Below are 21,994 nucleotides of genomic sequence, written 5' to 3' on the forward strand. Positions count from 1 at the left end.
ATTGCTAAGATGCGTGAGATGGGTGTAGAAATTACAGAGTTGGATGAAGGAATTCGTGTACGTGTTCCACATACATTAAAAGCTGTTGATATTAAAACGATGCCACACCCTGGTTTCCCAACAGATATGCAATCACAAATGATGGCTTTAATGCTAACTGCTGAAGGTACGAGTATTATTACAGAAACGGTATTTGAAAATCGTTTTATGCATGTTGAGGAGTTCCGTCGCATGAATGCTGGTGCTAAAATAGAGGGACGCTCTGTGTTTATCGAGGGGCCAGTTAAACTTCAGGGAGCTGAAGTGATGGCAACGGATTTACGAGCTGCGGCTGCACTAATTTTAGCAGGACTTGTATCTGAAGGAGTAACACGAGTTACAAAGCTTCATCATTTAGATCGTGGTTATGTAGATTTCCATGGCAAATTAGCCGCTCTTGGTGCTAATATTGAACGTATTACTGAAGAAGTTGAAACAATTGAAGAAATTACGGTTGAATTACCTACAAACTAAGCTCATTTCTAAACCCTTTGCTGTTTAAGCAGAGGGTTTTTTTGTTTTCTCATAACTAAATAAAGTCTAGCATATTATTCCTTATGAAAAAATGGATGATTAGTATAGGTGTCCTTTGTTTATTGGGAGCATTATATATGCTTCCTGTAGTAGGGTTGAGTGAAAGAAGAGAGGCAGTGAAACCTCCAACTAGTGATGATAATGCCTGTGAAATATTTATAGAAGTGGAGGGACAAAAGGAAAAAATCCCTTTGGAGACGTATATTACAGGTGTTGTTGCAGCCGAAATGCCTGTTTCCTTTAAAAAAGAGGCATTGAAAGCACAGGCGATTGCTGCACGCACCTATGCATTGAAAACGACAAATTACGGTAAAATAGCCATTGCTCCAACTGTAGCAAGACAGGTTTTTTACGATGAAGAGCAAAGAAAGGCAAATTGGGCTAGCAATTTCCTGGGAAATGAAAAGAAAATTGTCGAAGCCATCAATGAAACGAAAGGACAAGTTCTTCTATATAATAATGAACTAATTACAGCTATGTTCCATTCGACGAGCAATGGGAAAACAGAAAGTGCTTACGGTTATAGTGGTAATAATGTTCCATATTTACAAAGTGTTGCAAGTGTAACAGATCAAGATTCACCAAAGTTTACTGCTGAGCAGGAATGGACATTAGCACAATGGAATAAGCTTTGGCCCGTTCAATGGCAAGCTAGTGATTTTAATCGTGTCCAGCTATTTTACAATGACTCGGGGCGAGTAGATCGTTTGCAGTTAGGGAATAATGTTTGGACGGGAAGAGAGGTACGAACAATACTCGGCATTCCATCTACTGATTTTACAATTAACTATAATAACACGACAAGAAAGGTTCATGTAAAAACTCAAGGCTATGGGCATGGAGTGGGAATGAGCCAGTATGGAGCAGAAGCAATGGCGAATGAAGGGAAAACCGCAGCTGAAATTTTACACTATTATTATCAAGATATTGAAATAAAAAAAATAGATGCATGTTTAAAATAGCTTCTAGTTGTTCACACTGCAACTAGAGGTGATGAAAATGAGAGAGGATAAAAATAATAAAGCTTCTCAAAACCAAAATCCAAATCAAAAGGAAAATGGTCAATTACAAAAGAAACCTTGGTTTTGGCCAGTAGTTTACACAGGTGGTGCACTGGTTCTAGCAGGATTGTTATTTGGTTACAATAGTCTCGTATCAAAAGTAGAAGAGGCGCCGTTACCAGATTTAGCTGAAGTAGATCCAGGTCCTGTAGTGGAAACAAATGCACTTACGGAAAACATGAAGTATCCATTCAAAGAAGAGAGTTTTAGTAAAGTACAAGTTTTACAAGAATTTTACGAGTTAGAGGCAAATGAAGAGTCTCGCGAAAATGCACTAATGGTATTTAATCAAACATTTACTACTTCTTCTGGTATCTCTATTGCTATGAATGGTGAAGAATTTGAAGTACTAGCTGCTATGAGTGGTAAAGTACTAGAGGTAAAACTAGACGCATTTACGGGTAATAAGATTGTGATTGAGCATCCAAATGGTATGCAAACACATTATAGCTCTGTAAAGGATATCGCTGTGAAAGAAGGCGATGAGGTTACACAAGGTCAGACATTAGGAAAAGCGACTGACAACGAGTGGAATCAAGCGGCTGGCGTCCACATGCATTTCGAAGTTCTTGAAAACGGAAAATATATTAATCCGAAAAAATTACTAGCTTTTTAAGACAAAAAGCTAGTAACGCATAAAAAATCAGCATTTTATCAGGAAAATGCAAAACGTGTTCTGAATAGCTTTGTCCTTACATAAGGTGAAGAAATGCGCAAAAGTGCATCTGATTGCCAAAGCATTTTGTGAAATTGTGTGGAAAGGACGAAGAACGTGCATGAGCACATTCGGAAGCGCTGCATACGCCTCGGTGAATTACTGATTGAGACGCGTGAGACTGTGCGTGTCCTCGCGAAAATGACTGGTTATTCAAAAAGTACGGTGCACAAGGATTTAACAGAGCGATTGCCAACAATTCATGAAGGATTAGCTGACCAAGTGAAAGAAATACTCGCCTACCATAAGGCCGTACGTCATATTCGCGGAGGAGAAGCAACGAAAAACAAGTGGAAAGAAAGAGCGAGTCAAGAATGATTCGTTCTTTTTTGCTGTTTGGACAAGCTTAATAGGCAATTTATAAGGAATAGTAAAACTATATTATAGCCGTTCACAACCTAAAAAGAAAACAGTCTTATTCACTAAATTTAGGTGAAATTACCAATAGTATATGATAAAATATTCTAGATAAAGAGATAAAATGAACGTTATGTAGTTGGAACTGGCGGGAAGGAGAAATTATAGAATGTTTTCGAAAGATATTGGCATTGACTTAGGAACTGCGAACGTATTAATCCACGTTAAAGGTAAAGGAATCGTCCTAAATGAACCATCTGTGGTGGCGATTGATAAAAAGACAAACAAAGTATTAGCGGTAGGGGAAGAAGCTCGCCAAATGGTAGGGAGAACGCCAGGTAATATCACAGCAATTCGCCCACTAAGAGATGGAGTCATTGCAGATTTTGATGTGACAGAGGCGATGTTAAGACATTTCATCAATAAGCTAAACGTTAAAGGATTTTTGGCAAAGCCGCGAATTTTAATTTGCTGTCCAACGAACATTACAAGTGTTGAGCAAAAAGCAATTCGTGAAGCAGCAGAAAAATCTGGCGGTAAAAAAGTATATTTAGAGGAAGAGCCAAAAGTAGCTGCAATCGGTGCAGGTATGGATATCTTCCAACCAAGCGGCAATATGGTAGTCGACATCGGTGGAGGGACTACAGATATAGCAGTCCTATCAATGGGTGATATTGTAACAAGTGAATCCATTAAAGTAGCAGGAGATGTGTTTGATAACGATATTTTGCAATATATTAAAAAAGAATATAAATTGCTAATTGGTGAACGTTCTGCAGAAGCAATCAAGATAACAATCGGTACTGTTTTCAAAGGTAGCCGTGATGATACGATGGATATTCGTGGTCGTGACATGGTAACAGGCTTACCACGTACCATTTCAATTCATTCTGAGGAAATCGAACGTGCTTTACATGAATCAGTAGCAATGATTGTCCAATCAGCAAAAAATGTTTTAGAAAAAACACCACCTGAGCTATCAGCTGATATTATTGATCGTGGAGTGATTATTACTGGTGGCGGTGCATTATTACACGGAATGGATCAGCTATTAACAGAAGAGTTAAAGGTACCTGTCTTTATTGCAGAGCGACCTATGGACTGTGTGGCTATTGGAACAGGTATAATGCTAGAAAATATTGATCGAGTGCCAGCTTCCTTATAAAAATAAATTGAGGTGATTTCTTTGTTTAAAGGGTTTTATACAGTTGCAACAGGTATGATCACGCAACAAAGAAGAACAGAATTATTAACTAATAATTTATCCAATGCGAATACACCAGGATTTAAGGCAGACCAATCCACAATCCGCTCGTTTCCAGACATGTTGATGTCTAGCATTGGAAAAACAAATGCTCCTGCCAATCAACAAGCAGGCGCCGAATATATGAGTCAAGTAGGAGCTTTAAATACAGGGACATATTTACAAGAAACATTGCCAAATTACATACAGGGCCAAATCTATAGCACTGATTTTACAACGGATATGGCGTTGATTGATGGGAACTTACCACAAAATGAAGATGGTGTGTCGGGCTCAATTTTCTTCCGATTAGAACATCCAGCTGGTGGCGAGGCCTATACACGTAATGGTAATTTCACATTAGATGGTCAAGGCTATTTAGTAAATGGTCAAGGTTTATACGTACTTAATGATGCGGGACAGCGTATCCAGCTACCAAATGACGATTTTCGCCTTGATGAAAATGGAGCCATTTTTGTAAATGATCAGCAAGTAGCACGGGTTGGCGTATCATATGCTGCTAATCCGAACATGCTACTTAAACAGGATAATGGCCTTATTCGTACAGAAAATGGCGAAAACTTACCAACAGCTTATGGAGCAAATGGTGTTTCCTTTACACTTCGTCAAAACTTTTTAGAAGGTTCGAACGTAGATTCTGGTCGCACAATGACAGATTTAATGACAGCCTATCGAGCATTTGAAGCCAATCAAAAAGTATTACAGGCTTATGATCGCAGTATGGAGAAAGCTGTTAACGAAATCGGGAAAATCTAATGAGCGAACAGGAGGCGTTTTATAATGCTACGTACAATGATTACGGCAACGAACACAATGGGTCAATTACAAAATAAAATGGATACGATTAGTAATAATATTGCTAATAGCAATACAACAGGATTTAAAGCAAAGGAAGCATCCTTCAATGAATTACTTTATCAGCAATTCAATAATGATAAGCAGGATCGTGCTGAGCGTCAAACACCTGTTGGTATTCGCTATGGAGCGGGAGCTATGCTTGGACAAATCAAGTCCAATGAAAAGCAAGGTTCATTACAAACAACTAATCGAGATTTAGACTTAGCTTTTACAAAAGCTAAACAATATTTCAATATTTTAATGCCAAATGGTGAAAATGGTACCGAAACAGTGTATACTCGACAAGGTGACTTTTATTTATCTCCGTTAAACAACGGAACAGTGATGTTAGTAACAGCTGATGGTTATCCTGTAGCCGATGCGGCAGGACAAGCCATTACTTTACCAGATACTGTTCAAAAGTTTGCCGTTCGAGATGGTGGTGTATTAGAGGCATCTTATCCAAATGGCGATATTATTCGTACGGATTTAGCTGTAACAGAATTCCAAAAGCCACAGTTAATGGAGCATATAGCTGGTTCTTATATAGGATTGCCAGACAACCTAGCTGAACTTGGCTTTACACAGGCAGAGGTTCTAACAGAGCTAGTTGGTGCCAACCGTCAGCAAATTGGAATGCAAAGTGGTACATTAGAAATGTCCAATGTAAACCTCTCAAAGGAAATGACAGAATTAATACAAACACAACGTTCTTATCAATTTAATGCAAGAGCGGTTACATTAGCAGATCAAATGCTCGGACTAATTAACGGCATTCGATAAAAAGTCATCCAAAACACTAGTAAGGAATGAAGAGGAGTACAATCTATGACAAACGATTCACGTCGACGTTCTGTGCCGACACAAGAAACCGATACGCAACCAGAAAAGAAAGAACGCCGCTCAAACGATGAGCAACGCGAAGTTCGATGGGTGCAAATCCGACTGATTCCGATTTGGCTACGCATTGTAATTGTTCTCATCTTAGTCGTTGTTGCCGCAGCAGTAGGCGCAATGTTTGGCTTCAGTGTTATTGGAGAAGGCAATGCTATGGATATTTTCAAAAGAGAAACATGGCAACATATATTTGATATTATGAATGGTAAAGAATAAATTTTATTCTTTACCTTACTTTGTGTATACATACTAATTTTGAGGGGGAAATGACATGTTAACAGCAGAACAAATTCAAGCTATTTTACCGCATCGCTATCCTTTTTTATTCGTAGATCGCATTGTTGAATTAGAAGAAGGGAAACGAGCAGTAGGGTTAAAAAATGTTTCGATTAACGAAGACTTTTTTAATGGGCACTTCCCAGGTTATCCTGTGATGCCGGGTGTATTAATTGTAGAAGCATTAGCACAAGTTGGTGGAGTTGCTTTATTAAATGCAGAAGAATTTAAGGGGCGATTAGCATTTCTAACAGGTGTAGATAATTGTCGTTTCAAACGCCAAGTAGTACCTGGCGACCAGCTTAAACTAGAAGTAGAATTCGTAAAACTTCGTGGTGCGATGGGTAAAGGACATGGTATCGCAACAGTTGATGGAGAACTGGTATGTGAAGCCGATATTTTATTTGCGATTGGACCAGAGCAGCCTAAACAAGCTTAATTTGCATTTGTAGACCAAAAGATATAAAATAGATAAAGTCAAGTCTAAAATTGATTAGTAGGTTCTTAAATTGCGATGGCGATAGTAAAGCGATTGTAAATTAAAATAGATATATGTAATTTTTAGGTTTTACAAACGTAGGAGGATTATTAAGATGTATAAGGAATTGTCTTCAGGTATTAAAATTAGCATTACTCGTTCGATTTCGACATCTTTTGAAACATACTTAGCAAGTATCGGTTGGGATGAAGAGCGCTTTTCCATGGAAGACTTCATTGCAAGCTGGCAAACCTATTTTCAGGAGAATGCCGCATGGATCGAAAAAATCCCTGCTGATACATTGATGAGTGCACAGTTTCATGAAGAGATGGCACAAAAAATCGATGAGGTTATTGCCAAAATTTTAAATGAAGAACCAACAGAGCAGCAAATTGAAACAATCGAAGCATTGCAAAAGGAGCTAGGCACAAACTATAGCTATGACTGCAAAGCAGAGGCAGCATACATTGAACAAGTATTAAAAGAAAAACAAAAATAGTTTGTACAAAAATCGGATAGTTCCCTCCTTTCTCGGGCAATCTATGATGGATCACAAATACACACGATGTATTTGATGACATAGACCTAAGAAAGGAGGTTTTTTACTATGTGGAAAATGTCATTTTTAGCCATTATCCTTGCAACTGTATTCCTTGGAGGATGTAACTGGGGAAATAATGCAGTAGAAGATCACCCTGTAAGAGACGTCGAAAATGACGTTCGTCGTGGTGTAGACGATGTTGAGGATGCATTAACTCCAAATGATCGCGACGATAATGCATACGATCGTAACAATGTGAATGGAAATGGTGTTGATCGAGGTACTGTCAATGATAATACAACATTGCCAGAAGCAACAACACCAGGGTCAAACGCCGATATCAACAGCACAAACGGCTTTGATAACACACCAAATGCAAATGGAGTAAACGGTGTTGAACGTAATGACAACATAAACAGCAACAATAATAATGATGTTGTCGACGATAAAGTCAACGACACTGAAAAGTATCGTGACGGCATGAACAACCGATAATATAAAAAAGAGTGTTTCCTTAACGGAAAACACTCTTTTTTCGTTTACTTTAGATGAGTAGAGTGGAGTCGGAGTGAATACCCGCGGAAGAGAAGTGAATACCCGCAGAAGGAGAGTGAATACCCGCGGAAGGAGAGCGAATCCCCACGGAAGAAGGAGGAATACCCGCGAAGAGAAGTGAATACCCGCGGAAGCAGAACGAATACCCTCGGAAGGAGAGCGAATCCCCGAGGAAGCAGAGTGAATCCCCGCGGAAGCAGAGCGAATACCCGCGGAAGAGAAGTGAATACCCGCGGAAGCAGAACGAATACCCTCGGAAGGAGAGCGAATCCCCTGAAAGCAGAAAAAGTTCCCTGAGCAGAAGAACCCTTAAAATCAATAAAACCTTTCCATATGATCCAATAAATTTTCAGGTAAATGATAAACTCGATTTCTATAGGTACCTGTATAAGGAAACTGAAATTTCCGAAGTAATCGTGTGGCTGTATCACTAGAATGAATACCGAAAAATGTCCTTAGCTGTTGGTTTGTAATGTTATGACTAACTAATAAACGATAATCTAATAAGGCTTCAGCGAAAATTTTTATACTACTATAATGACAATATGAACATTTCCATGTACCACGCTGGAAAGACATCGCATGTTGATAGGAACATTTTGGACACAAAACCCCGTGTCTAATTCGTGATGGGGCAACTGATGTTTGCATTCTGGGAGCTGTTTGCTTGGAAAGAAGCATCTGAACCAATTGAGTCAATTGATCCTCAGTTATTATTTTTTGAGGGTATTTTTTGAAAAGCAACTGAAGATGTTTATGAAGACCTGATACATGAAAAATAGGTAAAGCATTAGATGGGTTAATAATGATTGCTGAAGGATTTGCTATAACAACGGCACCTTCAATAGGGAGGGGGTAATTTGCAATTAGACTTTTCAAAAATCGAATATGACGCTCAGTTTGAGTAAGTGCATTCGGAAAGCCTTCAACTGTTCCATCTACCTTTGTACGTGTGCATTGATGTGTGAGTTGATCAAATTCAAGACGGCCATGAATGTTTTTGATCTCTAAAACGAACAAAAATTGAGGGCAAATAAAGAGTGTATCTAGCTGATGAACATGCTCAGCAGCATTCATAAAATGTAAATTATGTAATACATAAAAGTTATTTGGACATATTAATTCATACCATTCACGATCAACTTTTTGCTCACCAGCAAAACCTGCATCTAACCGTCGATATTGCTCTTGAAAATAATGAAATTCAACATCATCCTTTAAAAGACGCCTCATTAAAGCTTCAAGCCATAATAACTTTAAAGGTTTTTCTCTTCTTGCAATAATCACAATAGATTCCTCCTTTTTTAAATTGTATTTTACATAATAACAATCACTTGTCCAATAAAAAACGATGCGAATTTTCGCATCGTTAGTCATTTTTTAATTTTGGTCGCTGCTTCATATCTTTCGTAAAACGTTCAAGTAAATTTTCTAGGGAAACACCTTCAGCAAGGAGCTCTGAAAGCAATTGTTCAGCATATTTAGAGCGTTTAATTTTGAGAGTACCTTTTAACAGGACAGAAACATGATCACCGATTTCTTGAACAGTATGTACAATTACCTGGAAAGGAGCGGGTTCATTATCTGGGAATGAAATAACCGTGCGTACATTGAAGACAGTATTATTCGCTAATAGCTCATCAAAGGTTGAGCGATATTGTTTAGCTAGAAACAATTCAAGTATCCAAGATTGATGGCTGTTCTCCTGATTAATAATGATGCCATCGACTAAAGGGAATGGTTGCACGCCATCTTTCGTGACAAGGTCAAAGGAAAGCATTTTAAATGTTTTCATTATGTATATTCCTCCTAAGTCTGTCATTCTTTTAGTATAACACATGAAGTAACGGTTGTTTGTTATGCGCACCTGCTACCTTTTTTTTAAACTGCGAAATTGTCGATTTCATGAAATAGCATTTGCCATTACAGTCTAAAGCATTCGGCTAGAAAATTAATAAAAATTACCAAAAATAAAAATGTTAATTTACCCAATTTATGCTTTAAAACTTATGGAAATTAACAATTTCAAATTTTGTCATAACTAGGATCGTTTTGTAAGATAAGAGCAATCAAAAGCAAAGGAGGTGAATACATGAATCAAGTCGGATTGGTTGGAAGGTTTACGAAAGATCCAGTGTTACGTTACTTATCAGGAGATCGAGTACAGACTCACTTTTCACTCGCCATTAATCGCAACTTTAAAAACAGTCGTGGAGAAGTAGATGCCGACTTTATTTTCTGTACAGCTTGGGGAAGGCTTGCAGAGCATATCGTCAAATATTGCGGTAAAGGCTCATTAATTGGTGCAAACGGCCGAATTCAAACAAGGTCTTTTGTTAATGAAGAAAGCACTAAGATTTTTATGACAGAGGTAGTGGTAGAAGATGTTCGATTTTATCAGCTTAAACAAAGGGATAGTGACGAAACAACTCTTATACCGCCACAACCACCGAATGGACAGGAAAACTTAAAAGACTTTGTATTACCATAGCAAGTTTAGCTTTACATACGGGGCAAGAGAAAAAATCATTACCTGAGTCCGCCATTCTCCTTATATCCTTGCACCGTAGCAACAGAAAGGAATGATGTCTACACAAATTATTAAAGCGTTGCTGAAGACCGCACAGCAATGGGGTTTCAATACAACTAAATAAGAGTTATGAAGTAAGTAGGGAAAAGAAGTAACAAGATTCACTAAAAGAGCGCCAAGAACAATTTTGCTCTTGGCGCATCTAATTAGTATATATCTAGTGTTATTAAATCACGAAGTTCTTGGTCTTCCAATTCTGTTAACCACTGGCTTGATTGAATAAGTTCTTCGGATAATGCAGATTTCTGCACAAGCATTTTGTCTATTTTTTCTTCAATTGTGCCGATTGTTACAAATTTATGGACTTGCACAAATTGTGTTTGCCCAATGCGATAAGCACGGTCTGTCGCTTGATTTTCGACAGCTGGATTCCACCAACGATCAGCATGTAATACATGGCTAGCTGCTGTTAAATTTAGTCCGGTACCACCAGCTTTTAAAGAGAGAATAAATATAGGGAAATCTCCTGCCTGAAAAGCCTCCACTAAGCGGTCACGCTGCTGCTTAGGCATGGCACCGGTTAAAAACGGTGCGTCAACATTGATTAATTCACTTAAGCAATGCTGTAGCAATTGTCCCATTCCGATATATTGTGTAAAGATGAGACATTGCTCCCCATTGTCCACAATTTCTGCTGCCATTTGTACAATGCGTTCTAGCTTGGTTGAACGTGCAAGCATTGTTTCGGCATCCTCGAAAGGTTCCTTTAAATATAAGGCAGGATGATTACATAGTTGCTTTAATTTACTAAGCATCTTTAAGACGCGTCCCTTTTTCTGAAAGCCTGTTAACTGCTCTAGCTGATCAAGCGTCTCTAAAATATAGCCTTCATAGAGAGAAGCTTGCTCAGCGGTTAATGGGCAATACTCGTTTGTTTCTAGCTTATCTGGTAAGTTCAGCTGTAAATGTGGATCGCGTTTTGTACGTCGTAATAAGAATGGCTGAATTTTAGCTCGTAGCTTTTGCTTATGAGATTCAGATTCATCTCGTTCAATAGGCAAAATAAATTCCTCATTGAAGCGACCAAAGCTACCTAAATAACCCTTATGAATAAAGTCAAATATAGCCCATAGCTCAGATAAACGGTTTTCTACAGGTGTTCCAGTTAAAGCAATGTGATGGTCTCCGAGTAACTTACGAATGGCTTTTGATTGTAATGTCTGCATATTTTTTATATTTTGAGCTTCATCGAGTACAACCGTTGCCCAATCAATATTTTGTAAAAACTCAGTATCCTGTGACACCGTACCATAGGTTGATAAAATAACATGTGGCTTTTCTATTGCCACTAATTGTGTAAAATCTTCATCCTTTGCTCGATTGGTCTGATAATGCGTATGCACATTTAGGGAAGGTGCAAATCGGGCGAGCTCTTTTTGCCAGTTACCAAGCACGGATGTTGGACAAATAATAATGGACGGCTTTTTGTAATCATCTGCTTCCTCATAAATATGAAGTAAGTAGGTAATTAATTGGACCGTTTTACCAAGACCCATATCATCTGCTAGACACGCCCCAAAACCTTGTTGGCGCATAAAGACTAACCATTCAAAGCCTTCTAGTTGATAGGGGCGTAATTCGGTTTGTAAAGAAGATGGAATCGGTACAGCGGGCAAACCTTTCTTCTCCAAAAGCTGTTCCATATACGCTTTTAATGATTGTTGTATTTCCAAGGCGAAGATAGGATCGTCTCTCATGGCATCATCAGCATCTTCCTCTTCAAGAGGTGTAGTCAAGTCCTCTGGCAATTCTCTAAATAACAATTCTCGTACAGTCCAACTTTCATCTTCTGCCTGCTGCATTAATGTACGCATTTCTTGCATCCAATGGGCGTCAACTCGGAACCATTCAGTACCAATGCGAATAAATTCACGTTTCTCATCCACTAGCTTTTTAAATTGCTCAGCAGAAATTGTTTGACCGTTCATAGAGAATTGCCATTTAAATGTTAAAATATCATCTAATCCAGCCACTTTTTTCGTTGAGACATTGCTAGTTGCTACACGGACACGTATTTTGGATTGCTTTAGGTCCTTTAACCAGGCAGGTAGGACAACATCGAAACCAAGTGCCTGTAATCTAGCGAGGTCTTCACGTAAAAATAATCGCACTTCTGGATCTTCTAGGGTCACCCGTATAAAAGTATCACTGCTGATATCATCGTTAGAAAGTAAATCTGCTATTTGCTGTTGTTGCTGCTGAATTTCAGTTGCAAACATTCGCCATTTTGCAGGAAGTGCATCCTCTATAGGTAAGAATTGCTTACGAATAGCGGGGGTCCAGTAGTTTTTGGTTGTTGCAGTGCTTAGGACTGTTTCTAATAACCAAACATCGGAATCCTCCTCGGGTTCACTTAAGCGTAAAGAAACGGAAATTCCGCCAGCTTGACGCGCCTGATCTAATGGCCATCCACCACGCAAGAAAAAGGGTAGTAGCTTTGGTAAATCAGCTATTATTAACCCAACTTGAGCCAGCTTTTGCTGGACGGCTGTTTCTAATAAAGCTGTATCTATGTCCTCAATAGGAAAGGTTAGTGAAGAAAAATCTTCTGCAATGACAGCGTATGACCAAAGTGATGGCTCATGCCAGTATTCTTGTAAAGCCAATACCTTCTCTAGCCAAGCTTGACTTTCTTCATTTGCACCTAGCCAACTGATAAAGGGATGCTGGAAGCTTGATGAAAAAATATCAAGTAACTCAGCAGTAGAAACTTCAATCGTAAAATCAGCTCGATTTGTTAATAAACCATAGATATTTGCTTCATAAGTAAAGAATAGCGAAGAAATTAATGTATCTACGTCGATTGTTGAACCATTTGCAGTAAAACCCTGCAACGTAAAATATCCTTCCCGAGCTACATCAATACGGAGCTGTTGTGTTTTGGAAAAAGGGGAAGGAGCATTTGTTGTCATCATACTAAGTTTCCTTTCTCAATTTCTTCTTGTAACGCACGTAGTCGTTTATATTCTGCACGAATCGTTTGCATGTATGTTTCAAAATAAGCCGTTTTGCCAGCTCGTTTTGCAGCACTCCGCATACTTTTCCAAATACGCACAGCCTGCTTATAATTCATACGAGATTTCTGTGCAATTTCGGCCATTGCATAGACATGATATAAAGGTAAAACAGTAGCAGGTTCAATTTGTAATACATCCTTTAATCCACACATTTCTAAGTAAGATAAGGACGAAGGGTTTAATTGATGGAGAGCAGCCCACTCGCGGTAACGACCTTTTTTTATTAGAAAGTTTGAGAACGGCTGAAGCCCATATACACCAAAGGCACTGTATAGCGTTGCTTCTTCTTCGTCAGTCAGCTGAATATCATCGAACAAAAGTTGAAACTGCCTTACGTATTGTGCTCGCTGAACAACAGGTACGACATCCTGTAGAAACGTTCCTGTCAATGGGAGCATTGATCGCAGAATGACTGCTAATGAATTAGATTCGCCCGCACGTTGAGCAAAAGTAGCCAGTTCAAATAAATCCTGCATTTGCGGTAAAGAAATTTGTGCCAAACTTTCGAGTAGTAACTCCTCTTTTTGTAAAAGCACATAAAATAATAGCCTTAATGATTGCAAAGAGATTTCAGCAGACGGGTTTTCAAGATTATTTAAATAATCTAATTCCTGTTCACGTCGAGGCTTCTCATAAAAAAGCACTGCCCAAAGCAGCATGTATAGACGAAGTCGATTGGCGAACAGCCCTTGTCGTTCTAATAAAAATTCTCTTATGAGCAATTGAATGCCATCATAAAATGGGTCCGTCGCAAAAAGTCGAGATCGATTCGTGAGCTCTGTGAGGATGCTCTCAAATGATTGGGTACTTTGCTCGATAAAGTACTTCATATAAGGTGTATCTAACGAATGTCCAGGTGTTTCATTTAAATGTCGCCATATTGTATTAAAAATGGCCAACTCCATAAAGAGCTTATAAAGGGGTTGCCATTCACGTTCAAAGGGCATATGTCGACGAAGACGCTCTAATGCATCTGTTCTAACCGCAGAGAGACCGTAGCCTTCTAATACTCTGCCAGGTGGTAATAAGCGCTTCATTACCTCATCGACCATGGTAGCCCAGCTTTGAGGGCTACGTTCATCAGCTAAAGATTTTAACTGAACAGATTTTTGAGCGCGCCAAGCACCCGACCAATTTTGAACGGAATCAAAATATTGGTAGAGAGCGAGTAGTGCACCAACCTGATGTCGGCACCATTTGGTTTGTGGACAGCTACAATATAGCTCTTCTTTGGAAAAATCAATTTCAACAGAAGCGGGTCTGACATCCTGAACACTTGCATATAATATAGAACTTGCTCCATTAAAACGTTCAAAAACAATGGATTTATTTCTTACAGAAAAGACAGCACGACGCACTAGTTCTTCATCTTCCGTAGAGGAAGGATGTAACGCTTGTTCAGCTTCTTTTAATTTAGTCAGCACAAATGCTTGATGTTCCTTAGCTAATTGCGAGATAGACAATGCCATAACCTCACTCCTTTCATCATGTATGGCTATGTTTAACATTGTGAGTTGTAAAAAAGGAAAAAAAGACTGTCCTTCCATTATACGATTAAAATGCAGTAATGATAAGCTGAATGATCAGAAAGAAAAAAAGGAAAGAAAGATAGTTAACAAGGCTTTTGATTTATGTTAAAATCTGAATAATCAGATAACTAGGGAGGGATGAAGGATGATGCAAGTTCAATACATGAAGCCGTTTTATACAAAAATTACTGGAGACAAATTACGTCTCGTATTTGCTTATCAATATTTCTCTATTTTAAAAGAGAATGAGATTTTCCATTTCATTCCCATAGAAGGTAAAGAGATGATTATCAACATGAAGACACAGCAAATTGAAAATTTATCTGAGGTATTTGTGTTCCAAAAAGGGAATCGTTTTATCCGATTACCACTTTATCAACTACTGCTCATTACCAATGTTCATGAACATCTAGCACCAATTCTTGAAAGCGCTACGCCGAAGCAACAGATCCCAATGGTGTCTACGGTAACTGTTGGCGAGATTGATCAGCTTATCGCAGAGCTAGAGGAGAAAAATTACGATCATTTAATCGATCAAGCATTATTAGAAAATGATAAAGCACTCTTTTTCGAACTACTACAGCAAAAGAACCATCAACTTGGAGGGTTCAAAATTGAATAGATGGAACCGCCAGTAAGCACCTACTTTTCATAAATGAGAAGCAGGTGCTTTTATTTCTCATTATATAATTGCGCTCTGACTAGCGGAGTGTTGAATCTATGGATGTACAACTATAAATTGTAAAAAATAATTAAAATATTAGAAACAATTACCAACTAATTGATTAATAGTATAAAGGATAAACCGATATAAATGACAATAAGGTGGTGATATCATGCTTGGGAAGTGGTCAGCTACAGGGATGTCAATCCTCAATAATATGAATCGGCATTATGGAGCGATGAGTAAGGCGATGCTACGTATTTCTTCAGGCTATCGAATTAATAGTGCGGCGGATGATCCAGCAGGATTGGCGATTTCTGAGAAGATGCGAGCTCAAATTCGGGGCTTGAATATGGCGGCTAAAAATATACAGGATGGCATTTCTCTTGTGCAGACGGCAGAGGGGGCATTGAATGAAACTCATGCGATGATTCAGCGTATGCGCGAGCTAGCAGTAGAGGCGGCAAATGATACGCTAACGGATGAGGATCGTCAACAGCTAGATTTGGAATTTCAAGAATTAAAGAAGGAAATTCAGCGTATTTCTTCGGATACAGAGTTTAATACGAAGACATTACTAAATGGAGATCATGAAAAAGATGGTATTAAAATTCAGGCAGGGGCTAATGCTGGGCAGCATATTGAATTATTTATCAATGGAATGGGGTCTGAAGCACTTGGCTTGAAGGACGTTTCGATTGCTACTCGTGAGGAAGCGGATCAAGCTATTTCTTCCATGGATGATGCTTTAAAGCGAGTTTCCACTGAACGATCTCGTTTAGGTGCTTACCAAAACCGTTTGGAGCATGCCTACAATGCTAATGTTAACACCGCAGAGAATTTACAAGCAGCTGAGTCCCGAATTCGGGATGCAGATATTGCGAAAGAGATGATGAATATGGTTAAGGCCCAGATTTTAATGCAGGCAAGTCAATATGTTTTGGCCATGCATATGCAACAAGCACAATCCATTTTAAAATTATTAGAAGCCGGAAAAAAATGATGAATTTCAATTACTTTTGAAATTCATCATTTTTTAATGTTTATTTTGCAAAAGCTTCGAGTGCTAATTTAGCGGTTGCTGTTGCTTCAGTTTGTAAAGGTAGAACGGCCTGACGCATGTTTTCTTGAACCGTTGTATAAGATTCAAGGATTGAGACAGCTTGTTCAAATAATGTTACACCATTCCAATTATCTACTTCAACATGTCCAACAACGGGTTGGCCGACAATGTCAGCAAATGCATCGATTTTTGGATCGTATGAAACCGCAATAAAAGGTGTCGCGTAAATGGCAGAGAAAATTAAGGAATGTAGACGCATTCCAATTAATAATTGGGATTGTCCAATCACGGCAATTTTCTCCTCAATTGATAATTCAGCAGGAGCAGTTATACTCGTTTCTTTCATCAGCCCTGCTACTTCCTGTGAAGTTACAAAATCATGCTCACCATGCATCGGTAAGAAGACAATTTGCTCACCTTGACGCGCTAATTCGTCTAGGCTGTGAGCAATTTTTTCTTTGTACGCTACTGTTGATGGCCAGTCACGAACACTGACAGCGATATAGCTTTTAGGTGCTAAGGCAACCTTTTCTAGCCAATCACAACGAAAGTCACTACCATTAAGCCCCATAACAGGATCTGGTACAATCGTTGTCTCTTTGCGCACACCAATCTCAGTTAAAAGCGCTTGAGAGGCTTTATCTCTTACTGTAATTTGCTCGACCTTATTAAAGACTTTACGAACAATGAATTTACTTAGTGGATGATTGATCGGCCCCATACCTTGGGCGTAAATAAATACTGGCTTCTTCAACCATTTGGCGATTTGAATAACACCTGCATAGTAAGGAATGGTTTTCATTCCTGTCTGATCCTGCATAAGACTACCGCCGCCGCTAATAAGTCCATCCGCCGTTTTCAGCAGTTGGCGAATTTCTTTCATCTTCCAACGATTAACGGCTTTGACACCGTATGTTTGCTCAGTAGCTGCTGGGTTATTCGATAATACTGTGATCTCAATATCACTCTGCCATTTCTTTAAAGATTGGATAATGGACAGCAGAATAGCATCATCACCGACATTATCAAATCCATAATAGCCAGATAAAACAACGTGCATTATGACCACCTCGCGATTGCCTTAGAAACCCAACGATAACCAATTTTAAAGATAAAGATAAATACTAATCCAATTACAAAGCCAAGAGATACGCTGTATAAAGTACGTAATACTGAAACAGCTACAGGAATGTGTAAGTGTGTAAAAGTATTCACAATAGATAAGAATCCAATGACACCTGGTACAAGTAGGATGCTACCCCATTTGCGGTTGATGCCCATTACATATAACGCTAATACAAAGAATGGGAAACCAATTAAGAATTCCTTCGTTCTTGGTCGTACGTATAATGTATTTTCTAACCATTGTCTAAATGCTAATTCTAAATCACTAACAGAGCCAGAGTTACCTGTTCTGCTAATGTAAAATAATCCGATACCAGCCACGACAATTAGTAGTAGCACATGCCAATATTTTAATTCTTTATTTAACAATGTTACGGTATTAGATAACGATTTTTTAATGTTTTGATCAGCTAATCGGTTGATTTCAATTAATGTAAATAGTAAGACGCCCATAATTGGAATCAGATAAACGAGCTTCACGCCTTTGAACGTAGCAAAGCCTGTCATAAAGGCATTACCATTTAATAAGCCAATAACAATGACAATTCCGATAAGGCTAATCGCTACTGCCTTCAAGTATTGCACAAGTATTTTAGACATTTTCGTAGAACCTTGTGCCGATTTAATGACGGCATAGGTAGGTGCTAGGACTGCAATAATGAGTGCAAATGCTTGTAAGAATAGGGTACCTTTCAGGATAAAGTATGCAATGGCTAAAACCGTCATAAATCCAGCTGCCGCTATACGTAGAGGCATCCATTTAACTAATTCTGAAACGATAAAGGTAAATAAAATTCCTGCTAATAATACAGCTGCTGTTACCCATGCTGGTACATCTACTTTATCAAATAGCTTTGGCTCGCCAGGTTGGAAATGATCTGGCATGGCTGCATGAACACCATTTAAGTAGTCAATTGTTTCTTCTATATTTTCTTTGGCATTTCCTGTTGTTTTAATATGATAGAAGATTGAGCGAATATTACGCTCTTTGACAGCTCGCGTTGTGCGGTCGATACTTGCATTTAATTTTAATTTTGTCTCTTTGTTGACGTTGATACTGTGCAAACGAATCATATCATAATCGGTCATTTGAGCGATTTTACTTTCGCCCTTAAGTGGGTTACTTTCAATTGTATAGAAGTAATAGCCAGCATCACTTAATTTTTCAACTAATTGATTGCCTTTTTCTTGTCCAAAGCCAATTGCTTCGTCACCTTGGCCAAGCAAGCGGCCAGCAGAAGCTTCCTTTAAAGCTAGTAATTGATCGACTAACTTTTTGTTAGCAACTTCATTATCTGCATTTTCTACTTTAAAGATATGAGCTAGTCCATGCTTACTAATCATGTCAATAGCGGGCTGATCGTAGCCGATTGGTGTTTTTAAATCAAAGTTATGGTTCGAAGTTGGAAGGAAATAAAAAGCTTCATCTCCGATTTGCACTTCTTCTGGTTCCATGCTATCCATGATAAGCTTTCGGTAGCTTTCATTGTCAGGCACTCGAATATAGTAGCCACTCTTTGCAATATCAACAGCATCTTTATAAGGTGTAAACAATAATTGTGCTGCTAATTCGTTTTCTTCATAAATTGTAATTAAATTTTGTTTTTCCATTTCCTTTAATGTTAAAGGCTCTAGGCTTACTGTATTAAGTCCAGCCTTCTTTAAAGAGGAAAGAATCTCATCCATTGTTAAATCGCTATTTTTATCTGCGGTTTGTATTTCATCATAAGGAATGACAATTTCATAAGCATCATTTGATTGCTCAGCATTCCACCTCATCATAATACCTGTAGAGGAAACGACGAGTAAAAGAACAATGATTCCCCAAAGCCATTTCTGTTTCGACATAAGTGTCCTACCTCTCTTATTTATGAAAATCTTTTTCCGATAACAGGGATTTTCTTTAAATCTTGTTTATGAATAGCTTTCATTAGCCATAGTAGCAGGAAATAAAGAACTCCTCCAACGATAATGGCAACTGTTAAATAGCCCATTGCCGCCATTCTTGACCACTGTGTAAAATCAAGCCAAAGTGTTGGTAAACCAACTGCTGCCCCCATAACGATCGAAGCCACAATCATTTTCACCGTATTTTTTCCAAGGACAGTAAAGCGAATCATACGATAAATAAAGACAGAATTCACAATAAATAACACAAAATACACAAGCAAAGTCGCATAGGCAGCGCCATCTAAACCGAATGCTTGAATAAAGAAGATGTTAGAAAACACCTTCAGCACAACGCCACTCAAAATAATGAGGGCGCCTGTTTTGGCAGCATTCATTCCCTGTAAAATACCCGTTCCAAGCAAAGTCAGGGAAGTAAAGACAGAGCTTAGGTTAATGATCGCTAACATTAAGCTTCCCTCTAAGTCTTTGAAAAGTGCTAGATTTAAAGGCAAGGTTAAGGCTAGCAGTCCTATCGCGGCTGGCCATGAAATAAGATGTGTCATACGATGCGTTTGTTCAATAATGCCACGAGTTTCATCCAATTTACGCTCTGCTAGCTTCGTTGTAATAAGCGGCACCAATGGCAAGATAATGGAAGAAGCAAAAACAGTTGTAATTTGGACTAATGTCAGTCCTCGACCATAAATACCGTACAGGTAGCTAATTTCACTTGCATCTGCTCCAGCATTTCTCAACCCATATGTGACTGTAAACGAATCAACAAAGTTAAAGAGTGCCATTGTAACAGAACCAATCGCAATCGGAATCGAGATTTTTAAAATCGTTTTACTGTATGTGGAGAAATCCTTACCTGAATATTTCTCCTTGCTCGTCACTTTTACCGAAGAACGGAAATATTTAAAGAGTAAATAGAAAAGTGAACCGAGTGCACCAAGAACAGAGCCGGCCATAATGCCACCTGCAACAATGTCATTCGAATAATCCATCGCAACTAGGAAATACGCAACGATTAAAATTAACGCAACACGTACTAACTGCTCAATCACCTGAGAGATGGCAGTAGGTCGCATATCTCCGAAGCCTTGGAAAAATCCTCGATAGACAGCCATATAGGGAGCTACGAGTAAAGTCAGGGCAACAATGATTAACGCAATCTCTGTTGAAGGACCGCCAAGTGCATTCGCTATTGGCTCTGAAAAGCTATAAATGATTGTAAAACTAATGACGCCAAAGGATAGTGCAAGGATTCTTGCCGTCACATATATTTTCTTAATTTTGGCAGTATCTTGACTCGTTCTTGCTTCTGCAATCAGCTTAGAAATAGCGATTGGGATACCCGCAACGGATAGATACAGTGCCACCATATAGACAGGATAGACAAGACTGAAAATACCAAGTACTTCATCACCCGCAATATTTTGAAGCGGTATACGGAAAATACTGCCGATTACTTTCGAAAGTAATGTTGCAATGGTTAAGATGAGTGTACTTTTAACAAATGTTGACTGACTCATTTTGTTTTGCCCTGACCTTTAAGCTTTAATGCGAAAACCTTTAAAGCAAAGCGAGGAAGCACAAGCATTCTACCAAAACGGCTTGGCTGGCGCAGCAGTCGATAGAGCCATTCAAGGTTAAGCTTTTGCCAAATAACGGGCGCACGCTTTACAGTTCCTGCAATAACATCAAAGGAGCCGCCTACGCCAATAAATACGCCCTTTGAAAACTTCTCAAGATTTTCCGTAATCCATTTTTCCTGTCTTGGTACACCTAACGCTACAAACACAAGATCGGGCTGTAGTGTAGCAATTTCATTGGCAAAATCATTGTTATTCCAATCAAAGTAGCCATCATGATAGCCAACAACATCCACATTTGGATAGTCTTTATTAATATTGGCAACGGTCTTTTCAATTGTTTCTTTTTGTGCACCTAATAAATAAATTTTAAAACGCTTTTGCTGACCAACTTCCAGCAGTCGTACCATCGTATCATAGCCTGTTACACGCTCAGGAAGTGAATCACCTAATAGTTGTGCAGCTTTCACTACGCCAATGCCATCCGCACAAATATAAGTTGCCTGCTGTAAATAACTCATCACAGTAGGGTTCTCATTTGCCTGCATGACAACTTCTGGATTGGCTGTCACAACGAAAGTTTTTTCTTGCTGTTCAATACGATTAACGAGTAAATCTACAAACCCTTGCTGACCAATATGTAAAAAGGGTACGCCCATAATCGTTACATGCCTCATATAGTGTTCAAACCTTTCTGTAATTCCTTTTTCACTGCAATCTATCATACCATAAAAGCAATATTGACAGGAAATTTTCGTGAAGGGTTTAATGGTGATGAATGGGGGTATATCAAGGACAAATGAATGGAAGGCGAAAAGAATGTCAATAGTCATAGAGGGAAAGAACCTAGTGCTTAAAATAAAATTTCGTTATCAAGATATGCCTAAATTCCCACTAAATTTTAGGAGAAAAATTTGATATCCATTCCCTAAAATTTCGAGTTTCTTCTATTATATAGTGGTAAAAA

21 protein-coding genes and 1 pseudogene are annotated in these 21,994 nt (G+C 38.6%); 14 read left to right on the top strand and 8 right to left on the bottom strand.

Annotated features, from left to right (window positions below):
* From RT445_RS09530 to RT445_RS09580, 11 genes and pseudogenes are all read left to right on the top strand, one after another.
* Positions 1-513: pseudogene (locus RT445_RS09530) on the top strand (UDP-N-acetylglucosamine 1-carboxyvinyltransferase); the annotation flags it as partial.
* A 137-nt stretch (positions 514-650) separates the two neighbouring features.
* The gene (gene spoIID / locus RT445_RS09535; protein ID WP_312504962.1) at positions 651-1,535 is read left to right on the top strand and encodes a stage II sporulation protein D; all 885 of its coding nucleotides are present in this window, start codon (positions 651-653) and stop codon (positions 1,533-1,535) included.
* A gap of 37 nt (positions 1,536-1,572) precedes the next feature.
* Entirely contained in the window at positions 1,573-2,250 is a 678-nt protein-coding gene (locus RT445_RS09540; RefSeq protein ID WP_274795568.1) for a M23 family metallopeptidase, read from the top strand.
* A 156-nt stretch (positions 2,251-2,406) separates the two neighbouring features.
* A complete protein-coding gene (locus RT445_RS09545; RefSeq protein WP_004269485.1) occupies positions 2,407-2,667 on the top strand; it encodes a sporulation transcriptional regulator SpoIIID in 261 nt (86 codons plus the stop codon).
* A gap of 208 nt (positions 2,668-2,875) precedes the next feature.
* On the top strand, positions 2,876-3,871 hold the full coding sequence (mreB, locus tag RT445_RS09550; RefSeq protein ID WP_313470464.1) for a rod shape-determining protein: 996 nt from the start codon (positions 2,876-2,878) through the stop codon (positions 3,869-3,871).
* A gap of 21 nt (positions 3,872-3,892) precedes the next feature.
* The gene (locus RT445_RS09555; RefSeq protein WP_312504960.1) at positions 3,893-4,726 is read left to right on the top strand and encodes a flagellar hook-basal body protein; all 834 of its coding nucleotides are present in this window, start codon (positions 3,893-3,895) and stop codon (positions 4,724-4,726) included.
* A gap of 24 nt (positions 4,727-4,750) precedes the next feature.
* Positions 4,751-5,590 (top strand): flagellar hook-basal body protein, encoded by an 840-nt coding sequence (locus RT445_RS09560; protein ID WP_274795571.1) that lies wholly within the window; start codon positions 4,751-4,753, stop codon positions 5,588-5,590.
* 45 nt (positions 5,591-5,635) lie between these two features.
* Positions 5,636-5,920 (top strand): DNA-directed RNA polymerase subunit beta, encoded by a 285-nt coding sequence (locus RT445_RS09565; RefSeq protein WP_274795572.1) that lies wholly within the window; start codon positions 5,636-5,638, stop codon positions 5,918-5,920.
* Between the two features lie 55 nt (positions 5,921-5,975).
* Entirely contained in the window at positions 5,976-6,419 is a 444-nt protein-coding gene (fabZ, locus tag RT445_RS09570) for a 3-hydroxyacyl-ACP dehydratase FabZ (protein WP_274795574.1), read from the top strand.
* Positions 6,420-6,573: 154 nt separating this feature from the next.
* Positions 6,574-6,957 carry a hypothetical protein gene (locus RT445_RS09575; protein ID WP_274795575.1) on the top strand — a complete coding sequence of 128 codons (384 nt, stop codon included), beginning with the start codon at positions 6,574-6,576 and terminating at the stop codon, positions 6,955-6,957.
* Between the two features lie 108 nt (positions 6,958-7,065).
* Complete coding sequence (locus RT445_RS09580) at positions 7,066-7,494, top strand: hypothetical protein (RefSeq protein WP_274795576.1); 429 nt, start codon at positions 7,066-7,068, stop codon at positions 7,492-7,494.
* 375 nt (positions 7,495-7,869) lie between these two features.
* On the opposite strand, the gene RT445_RS09585 is transcribed toward RT445_RS09580, so the two are convergent.
* Both RT445_RS09585 and RT445_RS09590 read right to left on the bottom strand, forming a co-directional pair.
* Positions 7,870-8,841, bottom strand: coding sequence for a nuclease-related domain-containing protein (locus RT445_RS09585; protein ID WP_312504957.1), 972 nt, complete (start codon positions 8,839-8,841; stop codon positions 7,870-7,872).
* Between the two features lie 82 nt (positions 8,842-8,923).
* Positions 8,924-9,349: a YwpF family protein gene (locus RT445_RS09590; protein WP_312504955.1), complete on the bottom strand. Its 426-nt coding sequence runs from the start codon at positions 9,347-9,349 to the stop codon at positions 8,924-8,926.
* Positions 9,350-9,646: 297 nt separating this feature from the next.
* Here RT445_RS09590 and RT445_RS09595 point away from each other — a divergent pair, with 297 nt between their 5' ends.
* Complete coding sequence (locus tag RT445_RS09595) at positions 9,647-10,045, top strand: single-stranded DNA-binding protein (protein WP_274795579.1); 399 nt, start codon at positions 9,647-9,649, stop codon at positions 10,043-10,045.
* A gap of 245 nt (positions 10,046-10,290) precedes the next feature.
* On the opposite strand, the gene RT445_RS09600 is transcribed toward RT445_RS09595, so the two are convergent.
* Both RT445_RS09600 and RT445_RS09605 read right to left on the bottom strand, forming a co-directional pair.
* Entirely contained in the window at positions 10,291-13,059 is a 2,769-nt protein-coding gene (locus RT445_RS09600; protein WP_313470466.1) for a DEAD/DEAH box helicase, read from the bottom strand.
* Complete coding sequence (locus RT445_RS09605) at positions 13,056-14,630, bottom strand: hypothetical protein (RefSeq protein WP_312504951.1); 1,575 nt, start codon at positions 14,628-14,630, stop codon at positions 13,056-13,058. The genes RT445_RS09600 and RT445_RS09605 overlap by 4 nt, the downstream gene beginning before the upstream one ends.
* A 205-nt stretch (positions 14,631-14,835) precedes the next feature.
* Between RT445_RS09605 and RT445_RS09610 the strand changes: the two genes are divergently transcribed.
* Positions 14,836-15,312: a transcriptional regulator gene (locus RT445_RS09610; RefSeq protein ID WP_274795582.1), complete on the top strand. Its 477-nt coding sequence runs from the start codon at positions 14,836-14,838 to the stop codon at positions 15,310-15,312.
* 214 nt (positions 15,313-15,526) lie between these two features.
* Entirely contained in the window at positions 15,527-16,357 is an 831-nt protein-coding gene (locus RT445_RS09615; protein WP_313470467.1) for a flagellin N-terminal helical domain-containing protein, read from the top strand.
* 40 nt (positions 16,358-16,397) lie between these two features.
* Here RT445_RS09615 and csaB read toward each other — a convergent pair whose 3' ends face one another.
* From csaB to RT445_RS09635, 4 genes are read right to left on the bottom strand one after another with little or no spacing between them, the layout of a single operon-like run.
* Positions 16,398-17,477: a polysaccharide pyruvyl transferase CsaB gene (gene csaB / locus RT445_RS09620; RefSeq protein ID WP_313470468.1), complete on the bottom strand. Its 1,080-nt coding sequence runs from the start codon at positions 17,475-17,477 to the stop codon at positions 16,398-16,400.
* The gene (locus RT445_RS09625) at positions 17,477-19,390 is read right to left on the bottom strand and encodes a DUF5693 family protein (protein WP_313470470.1); all 1,914 of its coding nucleotides are present in this window, start codon (positions 19,388-19,390) and stop codon (positions 17,477-17,479) included. The genes csaB and RT445_RS09625 overlap by 1 nt, the downstream gene beginning before the upstream one ends.
* A gap of 20 nt (positions 19,391-19,410) precedes the next feature.
* Positions 19,411-20,967 carry a putative polysaccharide biosynthesis protein gene (locus RT445_RS09630; protein WP_313470471.1) on the bottom strand — a complete coding sequence of 519 codons (1,557 nt, stop codon included), beginning with the start codon at positions 20,965-20,967 and terminating at the stop codon, positions 19,411-19,413.
* On the bottom strand, positions 20,964-21,686 hold the full coding sequence (locus RT445_RS09635) for a WecB/TagA/CpsF family glycosyltransferase (RefSeq protein WP_313470477.1): 723 nt from the start codon (positions 21,684-21,686) through the stop codon (positions 20,964-20,966). Before RT445_RS09635 ends, RT445_RS09630 begins: the two co-directional genes overlap by 4 nt.
* Positions 21,687-21,994: the final 308 nt, after the last annotated feature.

It is taken from the genome of Lysinibacillus sp. (assembly GCF_032093475.1).
Lineage (GTDB): Bacteria > Bacillota > Bacilli > Bacillales_A > Planococcaceae > Lysinibacillus > Lysinibacillus irui.